The sequence below is a fragment of the Kocuria sediminis genome, assembly GCF_009735315.1.
In the GTDB taxonomy this organism is placed as follows: domain Bacteria; phylum Actinomycetota; class Actinomycetes; order Actinomycetales; family Micrococcaceae; genus Kocuria; species Kocuria turfanensis.
In genome coordinates this window covers 174,515-191,094 of sequence record NZ_WOGU01000004.1, presented here as the reverse complement: position 1 = coordinate 191,094, position 16,580 = coordinate 174,515, and the positions used below count along the sequence as shown (strand labels likewise).

Genomic DNA, 16,580 nt, shown 5'->3' with positions numbered 1-16,580 from the left:
TAAGTTCGAACACATATTCGAATACCGGTGTGAGCTTTCCGCACCTGCACGTCGCCACCGCCTTCAGCGCCCACTACGGGGTGAGCCGGCCCTCCGCCCTCGCTGCCGCGGCCGCCGCGGACGGCGCGGGGGTGCTCGCCTGCACCGACCGGGACGGGCTCTACGGCGCGGTCAAGCACCTGGGCGCGTGCCGGGAGCACGGCATCGACCCCGTCCTGGGCGCCGACCTCGCCCTGTACGGCCCCGGGCGCGAGCGCGTCCTGGGCCGCGTGCTGGTCCTCGCCGCCGGCGGGACCGCCGGCGCCGGCTACGCGGCCCTGTGCCGGCTCGTCTCCGCCGCCCACGCCGGCGGCGGCCCGCCCGGGGTGGACCCGGACCAGATCGCCGCCCACGCCGTCCGCCCCGGGCGCCCGGGCCCCCTGCTGACCGTGCTGCTCGGGCCGGCCTCCGACGTCGGGCAGGAGCTCGCCGCCCGCCGCTACCGCGCCGGCCGCGCCGCCCTGGCCCGCTGGCGGGCCCGGCTGCCGGCGGAGGCGCTCGCCGTGGAGGTGGTCACCCACCTGGCCGCCCCCGGCACCGCGTGCAGCACCTCCCACGCGGCCCGGCTGCTGCGCGCCGCCGTGGAGGCGGGACTGACCCCCGTGCTGACCAACGCGGTGCGCTACGCCACCCCCGCCGAGGCGGCGACCGCCGACGTCCTCGACGCCGCCCGCGCCCTCACCCCGCTCGAGGCCCTCGGCCGCACCGGCCCGCCCGGCGGCGGGGGCGCGCCCGACCGGCGGGCGCCCCCGGCGGAGCCGCTGCAGCCCAACGGCCAGGGCTGGCTCAAGTCCACCCGGCAGATGCGCTCGCTGGCCGAGGAGATCGCCCGGGCCGCCGACCTCGGGACCGCGGGTGCCACGGCCCTGCTGGCGGGCACCCAGCGGATCGCCGACCGGAGCCGCCTGGACCCGGTGTCCGACTGCGGCTGGGGGCGCCCGGTGGTGCCCGAGGCCTCCGTGCTGGGCCTGCGGCGCCCGGCGCCCGCGGAGCTGCGGACCCGCTGCGAGGCCGGCCTGGCGCGGCGCTACCCGGGCCGCCGGGCGAGCCCGGCGGTGCGGTCCCGGCTGGACCGGGAGCTGGGGGTGATCGGGGAGCTGGGCTTCGCCTCCTACTTCCTCACCGTGGCCGAGGTCTCCGCGATGATCGGGGCGATGGGCGTCCGGCACGCCGCCCGCGGCTCGGGGGTCTCCTCGCTCGTCAACTACCTGCTCGACGTCTCCCAGGTCGACCCCCTGGAGCACGACCTGCTCTTCGAGCGCTTCCTCTCACCCGACCGCTCGACCCTGCCGGACATCGACATCGACGTCGAGTCCGCCCAGCGCCACCGCGTCTACCGGGGGATCTTCGACCGCTTCGGCGCGGAGCGGGTGAGCCTCATGAGCATGCAGAACGCCTACCGGGCCCGCGGCGCCGTCCGGGACGCGGGGCTGGCCCTCGGGCTGGACCCCGAGACCGTGGACACGGTGGCCAAGCAGCTGTGGCACCTGCCGGCCTCGGCCCTGCGCGAGACCCTCGCCCGCCAGCCGGAGCTGCGGGAGTTCGCCGAGCAGGTGTCCCGGGAGAAGCAGCTGGACCTGCTCGTGGACCTCACCGAGCGCCTGGACCGCCTGCCCCGGCACATCTCCATGCACCCGTGCGGGGTGATCCTGGGGGACCGCTCCCTTCTGGACCGCACCCCGGTGCAGACCGGCGGGGCCGGGATGCCGATGAGCCAGTTCGACAAGCACGACATGGACCCCATGGGCATGCTCAAGCTCGACGTCCTCGGCGTGCGCATGCAGTCCGCCCTCGCCCACGCCGTCGAGGAGGTGGCCCGCATCCACCCGGGACGGCCCCGCCTGGACCTGGAGTCCGTCCCCGTCGACGACGAGGCCACGTTCGAGCTCATCCGCTCGACCCACACCCTGGGCTGCTTCCAGATCGAGTCCCCGGGCCAGCGCGAGCTCATCGGCAAGATGGCGCCGACGAGCTTCGGCGACCTCATCGTGGACATCTCCCTCTTCCGCCCCGGCCCCATGCACTCGGACATGGTCCGGCCCTATCTGGAGCACCGCCACGGCTGGTCCCGGCCCGCCTCCGTCCATCCGCGCCTCGACCCGATCCTCGCCGAGACCCACGGGGTGACCGTCTTCCACGAACAGGTCCTGCGCATCCTCGACGCCTTCACCGGCTGCGGTCTCGCCCGGGCCGACGAGCTGCGCCGCCGGCTCGGCTCCGACCGGCAGCTCGAGGTGGAGACGTACTTCCGGGAACGGGCGCGGGAGCGGGAGTACCCGCTGGACGTCGTGGACCGGGTGTGGGGGATCCTGGCGGCCTTCGGCTCGTTCGGCTTCTGCAAGGCCCACGGCGCGGCCTTCGCGGTGCCCACCTACCAGTCCGCGTGGCTGAAGGCCCACCACCCGGAGGCGTTCCTGGCCGGGCTCTGGGAGCACGACCCCGGGATGTACCCCAAGCGCCTGCTCGTGGGGGAGGCACGGCGGATGGGCATCCCCGTCCTGCCGGTGGACGTCAACCGCTCCGACGAGCACTACCGGGTGGAGCGGCTGGCGGAGGATCCCGGGCGCCTGGGGGTGCGTCTGGCCCTGACGGGCATCCACGGGGTCTCGCAGGCCGAGGTGCGCCGGATCGTGGCCGGGCAGCCCTACGCCTCGCTCGCGGACCTGCGGCAGCGGGCCCGCCCCGCCCGGCGCACCCTCGAGCGCCTCGCCGCCGTCGGCGCCTTCGACGGCCTGCTGCGCCGCTCCGGGGGAGCCGCCTCCCGCGCCGACCTGGTGCACGCCCTGCGCGTCCGGGCGGACAGTGCCCGCCCGCCCCGGGACCCCGGGAGCCGGGAGGTCCAGGGGCAGCTGGCCCTGGACCTGGGGGACCTGGAGCTGCGGGGCCTGCCCGCGGAGCGGCCCGAGCCCACCGTCGAGGAGAAGGTGCGCACCGAGCTGGACCTGCTCGCGGTCGACGTCTCGGCGCACCTCCTGGACAGCTGGTCCCCCCTGCTGCGGGAGCTGGGGGTCGTGCCCGCCGAGCGGCTGCTGGAGCTGCGCAACCGGTCCGAGGTGCTCGTGGCGGGCGTGCGGGTCTCGACCATGACCCCGCCCATGCGCAGCGGCCGGCGGGTGGTCTTCGTCAGTCTCGACGACGGGACGGGCGCGGTGGACTGCGCCTTCTTCCCCGACGCCCAGGAGCGCTCGGGGCAGCACCTGTTCGGCACGCGGCTGCTGCTGGTGCGCGGGCGCACCCGGCGCACGGGCCCCCGCGGGATCAGTCTCAGCGCGGAGCAGGCCTGGGACCTCGCCGACCCGGCGACCCCGGCGGCCGTCCGCTCCTCGGCCCGCTCGCCGGATCGCGCACCCGCCCGGTGAGCGGCCCGTGGGCGGAACATCATGCGCGCAGGACCGGCGCGGATCCAGCAGTTTCACTCTCGGAGAATCCATTGGCCAGCGGGCTGATAGCCAGTATGGTTACTAATAACAGCGGACGAACTGCACCCCGCCCCCCGGCGGGATCCGTCCGCGACGGGCCCCTCCCGGGTGCCCGTTCTCCAGCAGATCAAGAGAAGGAGTTCTCATGGCTACGTACGACGTCAACGCACTGCTCTCGGCCACCGCCTACGACTCGGACGGCGACAAGATCGGCAAGATCGAGCAGGTCTTCCTGGACGACAACACCGAAGAGGTCACCTTCGTGACCGTCAACACCGGTCTGTTTGGCACCAAGGAGAGCTTCGTCCCGGTCGAGGGCGCCCGGCAGGACGGCGACCGCCTCGTGCTCCCCTACGCCAAGGGCGTGGTCAAGGACGCCCCGAACGTGGACGCGGACCAGCACCTCTCCCCGACCGAGGAGGAGGAGATCTACCGCTACTACAAGATGAACTACTCCGGCACCGGCACCGGCGGCGACCGTGACCGTGACCGCGACGGCCGGACGGACTACGCCACGACCGACTACACCGGCACCGGCACCACCGGCCGTGACGCCGGCGACACGCTCGGCACCGACCGCAACGCCGTGCCCGGCGCGGGCACCGCAGGCACCGCCGGCTACGCCGAGGTCGACCGCGGCACCGCCGACCGCGACGTCACCGACCGCAACAGCACCGCCGGGATCGCCGACGTGGACCGCAGCGTCACCGACCGCGACCTCACCGACCGCGACCGGGACCTCACCGACCGCGCCGACAACGGCGTGGTCCGCCACGAGGAGCGGCTGCACGTCGGCAAGGAGCAGCAGGAGACGGGCCGCGCCCGCCTGCGCAAGTACGTGGTGACCGAGCGCGAGACCGTCGACGTCCCCGTCGAGCGCGAGGAGGTCCGGGTCGAGCGCACTCCGCTCAGCGGCACCGAGGCCACCGCCGGCACCATCGGCGAGGAGGACGTCGAGGTGACCCTCCACGAGGAGCGCCCCGTCGTCGCCAAGGAGACCGTGGGCGTCGAGAAGGTCGGGATCGAGAAGGACACCGTCCGCGACACCGAGCGCGTCGAGGCCGACGTCCGCAAGGAGCAGGTCGAGGTCGAGACCGACGCCGAGCGCGGCGCCGGCCTCACCGACCGCGATCGCCGCGACCGCATCTGATCGCACCGATCGTTCCGGGCCCCCGTCACCGCGAGGTGACGGGGGCCCGTCGTCGTGCCGGGCCCGTCGTCGTGCCGGACCCCGCCGGGCCCGGGGCGGGGTCCTGTCGGGCCCGGGGTGCCGGGCGCGGCCGCCCGGGCCCGGCCTCACCGCTCCCACCGGTCGGCACCGCACCGGACGGGTACCATCGATGCAGTGCGCGCCGCCCGCCGGTGCCGCTGCCGCGTGCCCCCCGTACGGGTGCGTGCCGTTGCCGACCGAAGGAGACCCCTCCCCATGACCACCGCGCCGGAGCACCAGCCCGAGTCCGCACCCCTCACGATCACCGTCGACGGCGAGCAGCGCACGGTGGGGGCCGGCACCTCCGCCGCGGAGCTGTACCGCGAGGAGCGCTCCGTGGTGGTCGCCCGCGTCAACGGCGTGCTCCGGGACCTCGCCACCGCGCTCGCCGACGGCGACGCCGTGGAGCGGGTGCTGATCTCGGAGCCGGAGGGGCTCGAGGTGCTGCGCCACTCCACGGCCCACGTGATGGCCCAGGCCGTGCAGCAGCTGCACGAGGACGCGAAGCTCGGCATCGGCCCGTACATCACCGACGGCTTCTACTTCGACTTCGACGTCGAGCAGGCGTTCACCCCGGAGGACCTCAAGGCGATCGAGAAGCGGATGCAGCGGATCGTCAACTCCACCCAGTCCTTCCGCCGCCGCGCCGTGAGCGAGGAGGAGGCCCGGGCCGAGATGGCGGACGAGCCGTACAAGCTCGAGCTCATCGGCCTGTCCCAGGGCCCCGGCTCCGGCGGGGACGTGGACGCCGCCGCCGAGGGCGCGTCCGTGGAGGTCGCCGCCGGCGAGCTGACGATCTACGACAACGTGGACCGCAAGACCGGGGAGACGGTCTGGAAGGACCTGTGCCGCGGCCCGCACCTGCCGGACACCAAGCTGATCGGCAACGGCTACGCCCTCATGCGCTCGGCCGCCGCCTACTGGCGCGGCTCCGAGAAGAACAAGCAGCTGCAGCGCATCTACGGCACGGCGTGGCCCTCCAAGGAGGAGCTGAAGGCCTACAAGGACCGCCTCGCCGAGGCCGAGCGGCGCGACCACCGCCGGCTCGGCTCGGAGATGGACCTGTTCTCCTTCCCGGACGAGCTGGGCTCCGGCCTGCCGGTGTTCCACCCGAAGGGCGGGATCATCCGCAAGACCATGGAGGACTACTCCCGCAGCCGCCACACCGAGGCCGGCTACGAGTTCGTCTACACCCCGCACATCACCAAGGGCCACCTCTACGAGGTCTCGGGGCACCTGGACTGGTACCGGGAGGGCATGTTCCCGGCCATGCACGTGGACGAGGAGCGCGACGCCGAGACCGGCCAGCTCACCAAGCAGGGCCAGGACTACTACCTCAAGCCCATGAACTGCCCCATGCACAACCTCATCTTCCGCTCGCGCGGCCGGTCCTACCGCGAGCTGCCCCTGCGGCTGTTCGAGTTCGGGCAGGTCTACCGCTACGAGAAGTCCGGCGTGGTGCACGGCCTGACCCGGGTGCGGGGCATGACCCAGGACGACGCCCACATCTACTGCACCCGTGAGCAGATGAAGGCGGAGCTGACCACCACCCTCACGTTCGTCCTCGACCTGCTCAAGGACTACGGGCTCGACGACTTCTACCTGGAGCTCTCCACCAAGGACCCGGAGAAGTTCGTGGGCTCGGACGAGCTGTGGGAGGAGGCCACGGCGACCCTGGCCGAGGTCGCGGCGGAGTCCGGGCTGCACCTGGTGCCGGACCCCGGGGGCGCGGCCTTCTACGGCCCGAAGATCTCGGTCCAGGCCAAGGACGCCATCGGGCGGACCTGGCAGATGTCGACCATCCAGCTGGACTTCAACCTCCCGGAGCGCTTCGACCTCGAGTACCAGGCCGCGGACGGCACGCGGCAGCGCCCGGTGATGATCCACCGTGCGCTGTTCGGCTCCGTGGAGCGCTTCATGGGCGTGCTCGTGGAGCACTACGCCGGGGCGTTCCCGGCATGGCTGGCCCCCGTCCAGGTGGTGGCGATCCCGGTGGCCGAGGCGTTCAACGACTACCTGCAGGGCGTGGTGGACACTCTCCGGGCCCGCGGGGTGCGCGTGGAGCTCGACGCCGGCTCGGACCGGTTCCCCAAGAAGATCCGCACCGCCTCCAAGGAGAAGGTGCCGTTCGTGCTCATCGCCGGCGGGGAGGACGCCGAGGCCAACGCGGTGTCCTTCCGGTTCCGCGACGGCTCCCAGGACAACGGCGTGCCGGTCGGCGAGGCCGTCGAGCGGATCGTGGCGCACATCCAGCGCCGGGTGAACGAGGAGCCGACGGCCGCCCTGCCCGAGGACCCGCACGCCGCCGCGGAGACGGCCGGGGTCGGGCAGTGAGCGGCCGGGCGCCCGAGGGCGGGCCTCCGCACCACTGGATCCGCCAGGACGAGTTCGAGATCCCGGGGGTGCCCGACAGCTTCCAGCGGCTGTGGACCCCGCACCGGCTCGCCTACGTGCGCGGGGAGGATCCGTCCGTGCGGGAGGACCCCGGGTGCCCGTTCTGCCACGGCCCGCAGCGCGCGGACGAGGAGTCCCTGATCGTCCACCGCGGCGAGCACTGCTTCGTGATCCTCAACCTCTTCCCGTACAACCCCGGGCACCTCATGGTCTGCCCGTACCGGCACGTGGCCGACCTGACGGAGCTGGGGGAGGAGGAGCTGCGCGAGCTCACGGACCTGACCCGCACCGCCGTGTCGACGATCCGCCGGGTGGCCTCCCCGCACGCCTTCAACGTGGGGATCAACCTGGGGGCCGCGGCGGGCGGATCGCTCTCCGGGCACCTGCACCAGCACGTGGTGCCCCGCTGGAACGGGGACGCGAACTTCATGCCCGTGCTCGCCGGGACCAAGGCGATCATGCAGACCCTCGGGGACACCCGGCAGGACATCGCCGACGCCTGGCCGGAGGCCTGACCCCGGGCCCGCACCGGGCCGCGGCCCCGCCGGGTGCCCGGACCGACCGGTCAGGACCCGATCGGTCCCGGGGCGCTCGGTCGTGGGCTGCTCAGGCCCGGTCCGGGTCCGCGGCCTCCGGTGCCGGGGCGCCCCGCCGCCGGTGCACGAACTCCTCGCGGGGCAGCAGCCCGCGCCGCTGCAGCAGGGCGCTGAGGTGCGGGCGCCGGCCCAGCAGCGCCTCCACCGCCTCGAGGGGGGCCGTCTCGTTGCCGCGGGAGAGCACCTCCTCCGCGAAGCGGCGTCCGTTCTCCCGGGTGAGCCCGCCGTGGGCGGTGAACCACCGGGCGGTGTCCGCGTCGAGGATCTCGGACCAGATGTAGGCGTAGTACCCGGCGGAGTAGCCACCGGCGAAGATGTGCTTGAAGTACCCGGTCCGGTAGCGCGGGGCGATGCCGGGCACGTCGATCCCGGCCCGCTCCAGGGCCTCCTGCTCCACGGTGCGCGGGTCGGGCAGCCGGGCCGGGTCCTCGATGCCGTGCCAGGCGAGGTCCAGCCACGTGGAGGCCAGGTACTCCACGGTCCGGAAGCCCTGCCCGTGCGCGGCGGCCTGCCGCAGGGCGGCCAGGGCGGCCTCCGGGACCGGCTCCCCGGTGCGGTGGTGCCGGGCGTAGTGCGGGGCGACGTCCGGGTGCAGCACCCACATCTCGTGGACCTGGGAGGGGTACTCGACGAAGTCGCGGGGGACCTTCGTGCCGGAGAACGAGGGCAGGTGCACGTCCGAGAGCAGCCCGTGCAGGGCGTGGCCGAACTCGTGGAAGACCGTGACCACCTCGTCCAGGGTGAGCAGCTTCGGCCGCCCGGCGGGCGGGCGGGTGAAGTTCGCGTTGTTGACGACGACGGGCCGCTGCCCGGTGAGCCGGTTCTGGTGCACGAGCGAGCCCATCCAGGCCCCGCCCTGCTTGGTGGGCCGGGTGAACCAGTCGCCCAGGAACAGGCCCACCCCCTGCCCGTGCTCGTCGGTGACCTCCCACACCCGCACCTGCGGCAGGTAGCCGTGCAGATCGGGGCGCTCGGTGAAAACCAGCCCGTAGAGCTCGCGGGCGGTGCGGAAGATCCCGTGCTCGAGCACCGACTCCAGCTCGAAGTACTCCCGCAGCGCGGAGGCGTCCACGCGGAAGCGCTCCCGGCGCAGCCGCTCGGCCCAGAACGGCCAGTCCCACGCCTCGATCGGGTGGCCCGCGAGCCGTTCCAGCTCGGCGCGCTCCTCGAGCGCGTTGCGCACCGCGGGCCCGGTGATCCGCTCGAGCATCTCCTGCACCGCCTCGGGGGAGGGGGCGGTGCTGCCGGCCATGACGTGGTCGCCGTGGCTGCGGTAGCCCAGCAGCCGCGCCTGCTCCGCGCGCAGGCGGGCGATCCGCGCGGCCAGGGGGCGCAGGTCCGTGCGGCTCTGCGAGCCCTCGGCGTCGAGCTCGCCGGTGCCCCGGTGGACGGCGGCCAGGTGGATCCGCCGGCGCAGCGCACGGTCCGTGAGCACCGACAGCACCGGCTGGACGGTGAACAGCGCGGGCGTGAGCAGATAGCGTCCCCGGTGGCCGTTCTCGGCGGCCGCGGAGGCGGCGGCCTCGATGTCCGCAGGGTCCATCCCGTCCAGCGCCTCGGGGTCGTCCACCACGACGGCGGAGGCGCTGACCTCCCGGAGCAGGTCGTTGCCGTACCGGATGCTCAGCGCGGAGAGCTCGTCGTTGACCTCCCGCAGCCGCTGCTGGTCGTCCAGGCCCAGCTCCGCCCCGGAGTTCTGGAACCAGGAGACGTACTCGTCCAGCACCCGCAGCTGCCAGGGCTGCAGGTCCGTGCGGTCCACCCGCCGGACCCGGGAGTAGAGCTCCTTGTCGAGCGTGAAGTCCGCCCTGTGCTCGGACAGTCGCGGCGCGAGCTCCTGGTAGATCTGCTGGATGCCGGCGGTGTTGTGCGCGGCGGTGAGGGTGAAGAAGACCGACTCGACCCGGTCCAGGGCCAGCCCGCCGCGCTCGAGGGCCTCGACGGTGTTCGCGAACGTGGGAGGCGCGGGGTCGGCCAGGACGGCCCGTACGCACTCCAGGTCCTGGGCCATCGCCGCCTCGAAGGCCGGCAGGAAGTGCTCCTCCCGGATGCTCCGGAAGTCCGGCAGCTCGTAGGGCAGCTCGCTGGGGCGCAGGAGGGGGTTGTCCAAGGCTCAGTCCCTGTCGGGCTCGATGGGCGGGCACGTTCGCTGAGCCACCCTACCGGGCCGGGGCGGCGCCGGGGCAGTGCCGTCGTCCCCGGTCAGTCGGGGGCCGCGCCCGGGTCCCGGGGGGCGCCGGGCAGGTCCACGGAGTACGGGGCGCGCGGCGCCCCCGGCCGGAGCAGCCCGTTGGCCGCGTGGGCCAGGAGATCGCGCTGGAAGGCCGGCAGCCCGAGGCACTCGTGCAGGTAGGCGTCGACCTCCACCGTCCCGGCGTCACCGCCCAGGCTGAAGTAGTCCATCCACAGCCGGCCCAGACCGACCCCGGCACCCTCGACGGCCAGGCGCAGCAGGCGGGCCTGCTGCGCGGCTCCGTCGTCGTCCACGGGGGCGCCCATCAGAGCTCGGGGTCCGGGGCGCGCTCGAGCACCCGGGAGGCGATGCGGGTCATGGGCAGGTCCAGGGCGCGGGAGGCGTGCAGCAGGGTGACGCGGGCGCTCTGCGCGTCCGTGCCGTGGCGCTCCATCAGCATCCCGGTGGCGAGGTCGATGGCCCGGCGGTCGGCCAGGGCGGCCCGGAGCGAGGCGCTGAGCCGGTTCGGCGCCTCCGGGGCCAGGGCCGAGCCCAGCAGCACGGCCGCGGCCTCGGCCAGCAGGCTCAGCACCTGCTCCTCCTGGGCGGTGAAGGCGTGCGGGGCGGCCGCGTAGACCTTCATCGCCCCCAGGGCGCGGTCCTGGCGCACCAGCGGCACGCTGAGCACCGCGCGGATCCCCGCGCCGGCGGCGGCCGCGGACCAGGCCGGCCAGCGCCGGTCCTCGGTGGTGTCCTCGACCCGCTGGGCCACCCCGGTGGCCCAGGCGCTGAGACAGGGTCCCTCCCCGAGCTCGTACTGCAGGGCGTCGGCTGCGTCCACGGACCCGCCGGTGGACCCGGTCGTCCTCCGCCGGCCGGCCTCGTCCAGGAGCGAGACCCCCGCCCCCGTCGCCCCGTCGACCAGCACGCACGCCGCCTCCGCGAGCCGCCGCGCCGCACCCGCGGCGCCGTCCTCGCTCAGCAGCATGCCGCTCAGCCGGGCGAAGACCATGCTCAGCTCGGCCATGGGGCTGTCGGTCTCCACCCGTTCCCTCCGTCCGCAGGATCCGACCGGCGCCGGGGAAACCACCGCGGCCACCGGCTCCGGTCCTGGTGCGTCCAGCGTACGCGCACGTCCCACAGGGCGCACCCGATCGCCCGTCCGGCCGCCGCGCCACGAGCGGGCCGTCCGCACGCCCTAGGATGGAGCGCATGTCCAGACCCCACGTGCGCCTGCTCGGCCAAGGCATCCGGTACCTGACGACCCTGCGCGGGGGAGGCTCCGCCTTCCCCGGCCTCGTGATGGAGAAGCTGCACCCCGGGTTCGTGGCGGAGCAGCTCGGGCGGCTGCCGCACGGGGTCGTGGTCGTCAGCGGCACCAACGGCAAGACCACCACCACCAAGATGGCCGTCCAGCTGCTGCGCTCGCAGGGGTACAAGGTCTTCACGAACCGCACCGGCTCCAACTTCGTGCGGGGCGTGGCGGCGGCCCTGCTGGGGGAGATGAGCCTCACCGGCCGGCTCGACGCCGACATCGCCGTGCTCGAGCTCGACGAGGCCCACGCGGTGCACTTCGTCAAGCAGGTCAAGCCCCGCCACGCGCTGCTGCTCAACGTCATGCGCGACCAGCTCGACCGCTTCGGGGAGATCGACACGACCCGCCGGATGCTCGCCCAGATCGCCGCGGCCACCACGGGCACCGTGGTGCTCAACCGGGAGGACCCCCGGATCGTGTCGCTGGCCGAGCACGTCCCGGACGGCACCGACGTGCGCTGGTTCGGCCTCGCGCCGCAGCTGCGCCGCATGTTCCCCTCCGACGACGACATGCGCTCCGCCGGCGGGCCCGAGGCCGAGGAGGACCACGAGCGCGAGCTCGCCCCGCGCCCGGCCGCCGAGGTGGAGCTGACCTCCTTCGCGGCGAACCGGGTGCACCTCACGGTGGGCGGCGAGGACGTCGAGGCCACCGTGGAGCTCTACGGCGTCTACAACATCTACAACGCGGCCGCGGCCCTGGCGCTGGTGCTCGCCGTCGCCGGACCGGACGCGGACCGCCCCGCGCTGGTGGACGAGCTGTCCCGCGTCACCCCGGCGTTCGGGCGCGGCGAGACCATCCACGTCGACGGCCGGCCGCTGCAGCTGCTGCTCGTGAAGAACCCCGCCGGGTTCCGCCTGTCCCTGGCCTCGGCCCGTCCCGGCGACTACGCCACCATGGTCACCATCAATGACGAGTACGCCGACGGCCGGGACGTGTCCTGGCTGTGGGACGTCGACTTCCACTCCCTGCGCGACGCCGGGGTGGACGTCGTCGGCGGCACCCGCGCGTGGGACATGGCCCTGCGCCTGGACTACGACGAGGTCCCCGTGCACGACGTCGTCCCCGACCTCGGCGACGCGCTGCGGCGCTTCGTGGCCGCCGCCGGCGACCGGCCCATGCGCGTCTTCTGCACCTACACGTCCATGCTCGAGCTGCGCCGGGAGCTGTCCCGCGTGGCCGAGGTCGCCGAGATCTGAGCGGAGCCCCCCCCCCATGACCGACCGCACCGTCCACCTCGTCCAGCTCTATCCCCGGGACATGAACATCTACGGCGACTGGGGCAACACGCTGACCCTCAAGCGCCGGCTGGAGAAGTACGGCTACGCCGTGCGGCTGTCCGACCACGACCCAGGGGACCCCTTCCCCGCCGACGCCGACCTCCTCGTGGGCGGCGGCGGCCAGGACTCCGGGCAGTTCCGCGTCCAGGAGGACCTGCAACGGATCGCCCCGGAGCTGCGCGCGATGGCCGCCGACGGCGTGCCGATGCTGGCGATCTGCGGGCTCTACCAGCTCTTCGGCCACGAGTTCCGCACCGGCGCCGGGGAGACCCTGCCCGGGATCGGGATCCTGGACGTCACCACGGTGGGCGGGCCGACGCGCCTGATCGGCAACATCGTCCTGGAGTCCCCGGAGTTCGGCACCGTGGTGGGCTACGAGAACCACTCGGGGATCACCCGGCTGGGCCCCGGGCAGGCCCCGCTCGGCACGGTGCGCAAGGGCGCCGGCAACAACGGCGAGGACGGCACGGAGGGCGCACGCGTGCACCACGTGGTGGCCTCCTACCTGCACGGGTCGATGCTGCCGAAGAACCCCGCCGTGGCCGACCACCTCATCCGGGCCGCGGTGGAGCGCCGGTTCGGGACCTTCGACGCCGAGCCGCTGGACGACACGCTCGCCGAGCGCGCCCGGGAGGTCGCCGCGGCCCGTCCGCGCTGATCCGTCCGCCCTGCACCGCTCGGGCCGGCCCGTTTCCGCCGACCCGTTCCCCTTGGCCGGTTTCCGCAGGCCCGTGTCCGCAGGCCGGTTTCCGCAGGCCGCCGGGAGCGGGCGGCGCCGCACCCGGTAGGATGGAGCAGGACTTTTCCGGTCCGTCCCGGCCTGCCGCCCGGACGGGCCGCTCCGGGACGCGGCCGGCGGTTCTCGAGCCCCGAGCACCACGTCCCGTCACGACTTCCGAGGAGGAACGCATGTCAGGTCACTCCAAGTGGGCCACCACCAAGCACAAGAAGGCCGCGATCGACGCCAAGCGCGCCAAGGCCTTCGCCAAGTACATCAAGGGCATCGAGGTGGCCGCTCGCATGGGCGGGCCCGACACCGCGGGCAACCCGGCGCTGGACCTCGCCGTGTCCAAGGCCAAGAAGAACTCGGTGCCGGTGGCCAACATCGACCGGGCGATCAAGCGCGGCGCCGGGCTGACCGGCGAGGTCGTCGACTACACCGAGATCCTCTACGAGGCCCGCGGCCCGCAGGGCACGGCCCTGTACATCGAGTGCCTCACGGACAACAAGAACCGCGCCGCCTCCGAGGTGCGCGTGGCCGTGACCCGCAACGGCGGCACGATGGCCGACTCCGGGTCCGTGGCCTTCCTCTTCGAGCGCAAGGGCGTCGTGGAGGTCACCCGCACCGACGGGCTCACGGAGGACGACGTCCTCATGGCCGTCCTGGACGCGGGCGCCGACGAGGTCGTGGAGCAGGAGGAGGTCTTCGAGGTCGTCTCCGAGGCCACCGACCTGCCCGCGATCCGCGCCGCCCTCGACGAGGCCGGGCTCGAGTACAACAACGACGACCCCCAGTTCCGCCCGAGCATGCTGGTCGAGCTGGACGCCGAGGGCGCCCGGAAGTTCGTGCGCCTCGTCGAGGCCGTGGAGGAGCTCGACGACGTGCAGAACGTCTACTCCAACGCGGACATCCCCGCCGAGGTCCTCGCCCAGCTCGACGCCGAGGACTGACCACGGCCACGCAGCGGATCCTCGGGGTGGACCCCGGACTGACGCGGTGCGGGTTCGGCCTGATCGACATGGCCGGCAACCGCACCGCGTCCTTCGTGGACGTCGGCGTGGCCGGTACGGACGCCGCCGACCCGCTCGACGTGCGCGTGCTGCGGATCTGGGAGGCCACCGAACGGTGGATCGAGCGCTACCGCCCCGACGCCCTGGCCCTGGAGCGGGTGTTCGCCCAGACCAGCGTGAACACGGTGATCGGCACCGCCCACGCCTCCGGGGCCGTCATCGCCTCGGCCGCCCGCCACGGCGTGCCGGTGGCCTGGCACACCCCGTCCGAGGTCAAGGCCGCGGTCACCGGCGAGGGGCGGGCCGACAAGGCCTCGGTGGCCCGCATGGTGGTGCGGATCCTGCGACTCGAGGAGGCGCCCCGGCCCGCCGACGCCGCCGACGCCCTGGCCATCGCCATCTGCCACGGCTGGCGCGGTGGCGGCACGGGCCTGGACGCGACGGCCCGGACCGAGACGCACCAGGGCGCCCGTCCCCTGGCCGACGCCCGCTCCGGGATGACACCGGCCCAGCGCGCCTGGGCCGAGGCGGAGCATCGTGCCAAGCGAGGCGGGCGCCGCTGAGTCGGTGTCCACTGCTAGAGTGGTCGTCATTCGTAGACCTGTTCGATCGACCGTCCTCGGCCCTCGCCGGGCACGGGAAGGAGTTGCGCGGTGATCGCGTCCATCACGGGACAGGTCGAGCACGTCGGCCTCACCACCGCCGTCGTGGCGGTGGGCGGCTTCGGCGTCCAGGTCCAGGCGACCCCCGAGACGCTGTCCGGGCTGCGGATCGGGGGAGAGGTCCGGCTCGACACGGCGTACGTGGCGCGCAAGGACGAGTCCCCGTTGCTGTTCGGCTTCCGCAGCCCCGCCGAGCGCGAGGTCTTCGAGATCATGCTCGGGGTCAGCGGCGTCGGCCCCCGCACCGCCCTGGCCGTGCTCTCCGTGCTCGGCCCGGACGATGTCCACCGCGCCATCGCGCAGGGTGACGCCAAGGCGTTCACGACCGTTCCCGGCATCGGCCCCAAGGGCGCCCGCCGGATCATGCTGGAGCTGGCCGACAAGCTGATCGTCCCCGACCGCCCCGCCCCGGCCGCCGCCGCGCCCGTGGAGCCCTGGCGGGAGCAGGTGCTGGAGGCCCTCGTGGGGCTGGGCTGGAACGAGAAGGACGCCGCCCGCGGCATCGCCGACGCCCTCGCCGGCCGCGAGGAGCTGAGCGCCTCCGGTGACGTGTCCGCCATCCTGCGCACCGTGCTCGCGTGGCTGGGCGCCGCCAAGGCCGGTGCCCGCACCGGCGCGGAGCGGGGGGCCTGAGCATGGCCCGCGAGGACGGCGCCGCCGTGAATGCCCGCGACCGGCTGGTCTCCCCGGTCGACGAGCCCGACGAGAAGCAGCTGGAGTCGGCCCTGCGCCCGGCCAACCTGGACGAGTTCGTGGGGCAGAAGCGGGTGCGCCAGCAGCTGTCCCTGGTGCTGGAGGCCTCCCGGCTGCGGGGCCGCTCCGCCGACCACGTCCTGCTCTCGGGCCCGCCCGGGCTGGGCAAGACGACCCTCGCGATGATCATCGCCGAGGAGATGGGCGCGCCCCTGCGGATCTCCTCCGGCCCGGCCATCCAGCACGCCGGCGACCTCGCGGCGATCCTGTCCTCCCTCACCGAGGGGGAGGTGCTGTTCCTCGACGAAATCCACCGCATGTCCCGGCCCGCCGAGGAGATGCTGTACATGGCCATGGAGGACTTCCGGGTGGACATCGTGGTCGGCAAGGGCGCCGGTGCCACCTCCATCCCGCTGGACCTGCCGCCCTTCACCCTGGTGGGCGCCACCACCCGGGCGGGCCTGCTCCCCGGCCCCCTGCGCGACCGCTTCGGCTTCACCGGCCACCTGGAGTTCTACTCCGTGGAGGAGCTCGAGCTGGTGCTGCGCCGCTCGGCGGGGCTGATGGACCTGGCGATGACCGCCGAGGGCTTCGCCGAGGTGGCCTCCCGGTCCCGGGGCACCCCCCGCATCGCCAACCGGCTGCTGCGCCGGGTGCGGGACTGGGCGCTCGTGCACGGCATCGACCGGATCGACGCCCGCACCTCCTCCGCCGCCCTGGACATGTACGAGGTGGACGCCCGCGGCCTCGACCGCCTGGACCGGTCGGTGCTCGAGGCGCTCGTGACGAAGTTCGGCGGGGGGCCGGTGGGCCTGTCCACGCTGGCGATCGCGGTGGGGGAGGAGACCGAGACGGTCGAGACCGTGGCCGAGCCCTACCTGGTGCGCGAGGGCCTGCTCGGGCGCACCCCCCGGGGGCGGATCGCCATGGCGGCCGCCTGGGACCACCTGGGCCTGGCCGTGCCGGAGCACGCGGCGTTCCAGGATCCCGGTCTGCGGGCGGCCTTCGGCGCGGCGGCGAGCCCGTCCGCGGACGAGGACGCCCCGCCCCTGTTCGAGGACTGATCCGCGG

13 protein-coding genes are annotated in these 16,580 nt (G+C 74.0%); 10 read left to right on the top strand and 3 right to left on the bottom strand.

Annotation, left to right across the window (positions count from 1 at the left end):
• The first annotated feature begins 29 nt into the window (after nucleotides 1-29).
• The 4 genes from GMA12_RS06525 (at nucleotide 30) to GMA12_RS06510 (ending at nucleotide 7,577) form a co-directional block, all read left to right on the top strand.
• A complete protein-coding gene (locus GMA12_RS06525) occupies nucleotides 30-3,398 on the top strand; it encodes a DNA polymerase III subunit alpha (RefSeq protein WP_162459568.1) in 3,369 nt (1,122 codons plus the stop codon).
• 205 nt (nucleotides 3,399-3,603) lie between these two features.
• Nucleotides 3,604-4,608: a DUF2382 domain-containing protein gene (locus tag GMA12_RS06520; RefSeq protein ID WP_156268295.1), complete on the top strand. Its 1,005-nt coding sequence runs from the start codon at nucleotides 3,604-3,606 to the stop codon at nucleotides 4,606-4,608.
• A gap of 276 nt (nucleotides 4,609-4,884) precedes the next feature.
• On the top strand, nucleotides 4,885-7,002 hold the full coding sequence (gene thrS / locus GMA12_RS06515; RefSeq protein WP_156268293.1) for a threonine--tRNA ligase: 2,118 nt from the start codon (nucleotides 4,885-4,887) through the stop codon (nucleotides 7,000-7,002).
• Nucleotides 6,999-7,577, top strand: a complete 579-nt coding sequence (locus GMA12_RS06510; protein WP_162459567.1) for an HIT family protein — start codon at nucleotides 6,999-7,001, stop codon at nucleotides 7,575-7,577. The genes thrS and GMA12_RS06510 overlap by 4 nt, the downstream gene beginning before the upstream one ends.
• 91 nt (nucleotides 7,578-7,668) lie before the next feature.
• On the opposite strand, the gene GMA12_RS06505 is transcribed toward GMA12_RS06510, so the two are convergent.
• The 3 genes from GMA12_RS06505 to GMA12_RS06495 form a co-directional block, all read right to left on the bottom strand.
• Entirely contained in the window at nucleotides 7,669-9,768 is a 2,100-nt protein-coding gene (locus tag GMA12_RS06505; protein ID WP_156268291.1) for a M3 family metallopeptidase, read from the bottom strand.
• A gap of 92 nt (nucleotides 9,769-9,860) precedes the next feature.
• Nucleotides 9,861-10,145: a hypothetical protein gene (locus GMA12_RS06500; protein WP_156268289.1), complete on the bottom strand. Its 285-nt coding sequence runs from the start codon at nucleotides 10,143-10,145 to the stop codon at nucleotides 9,861-9,863.
• Nucleotides 10,146-10,156: 11 nt separating this feature from the next.
• Complete coding sequence (locus GMA12_RS06495) at nucleotides 10,157-10,876, bottom strand: GAF and ANTAR domain-containing protein (protein WP_156268287.1); 720 nt, start codon at nucleotides 10,874-10,876, stop codon at nucleotides 10,157-10,159.
• Nucleotides 10,877-11,034: 158 nt separating this feature from the next.
• On the opposite strand from GMA12_RS06495, the gene GMA12_RS06490 reads away from it, so the two are divergent.
• The 6 genes from GMA12_RS06490 (at nucleotide 11,035) to ruvB (ending at nucleotide 16,573) form a co-directional block, all read left to right on the top strand.
• A complete protein-coding gene (locus tag GMA12_RS06490; protein ID WP_156268285.1) occupies nucleotides 11,035-12,342 on the top strand; it encodes a Mur ligase family protein in 1,308 nt (435 codons plus the stop codon).
• Nucleotides 12,343-12,358: 16 nt separating this feature from the next.
• Complete coding sequence (locus GMA12_RS06485; protein ID WP_156268283.1) at nucleotides 12,359-13,081, top strand: type 1 glutamine amidotransferase; 723 nt, start codon at nucleotides 12,359-12,361, stop codon at nucleotides 13,079-13,081.
• 251 nt (nucleotides 13,082-13,332) lie between these two features.
• The gene (locus GMA12_RS06480; protein ID WP_156268281.1) at nucleotides 13,333-14,094 is read left to right on the top strand and encodes a YebC/PmpR family DNA-binding transcriptional regulator; all 762 of its coding nucleotides are present in this window, start codon (nucleotides 13,333-13,335) and stop codon (nucleotides 14,092-14,094) included.
• A 26-nt stretch (nucleotides 14,095-14,120) separates the two neighbouring features.
• Nucleotides 14,121-14,717, top strand: coding sequence for a crossover junction endodeoxyribonuclease RuvC (gene ruvC / locus GMA12_RS06475; RefSeq protein ID WP_162459566.1), 597 nt, complete (start codon nucleotides 14,121-14,123; stop codon nucleotides 14,715-14,717).
• Nucleotides 14,718-14,807: 90 nt separating this feature from the next.
• Complete coding sequence (gene ruvA / locus GMA12_RS06470; RefSeq protein ID WP_162459565.1) at nucleotides 14,808-15,449, top strand: Holliday junction branch migration protein RuvA; 642 nt, start codon at nucleotides 14,808-14,810, stop codon at nucleotides 15,447-15,449.
• A gap of 2 nt (nucleotides 15,450-15,451) precedes the next feature.
• Nucleotides 15,452-16,573, top strand: coding sequence for a Holliday junction branch migration DNA helicase RuvB (ruvB, locus tag GMA12_RS06465; protein ID WP_156268279.1), 1,122 nt, complete (start codon nucleotides 15,452-15,454; stop codon nucleotides 16,571-16,573).
• Nucleotides 16,574-16,580: the final 7 nt, after the last annotated feature.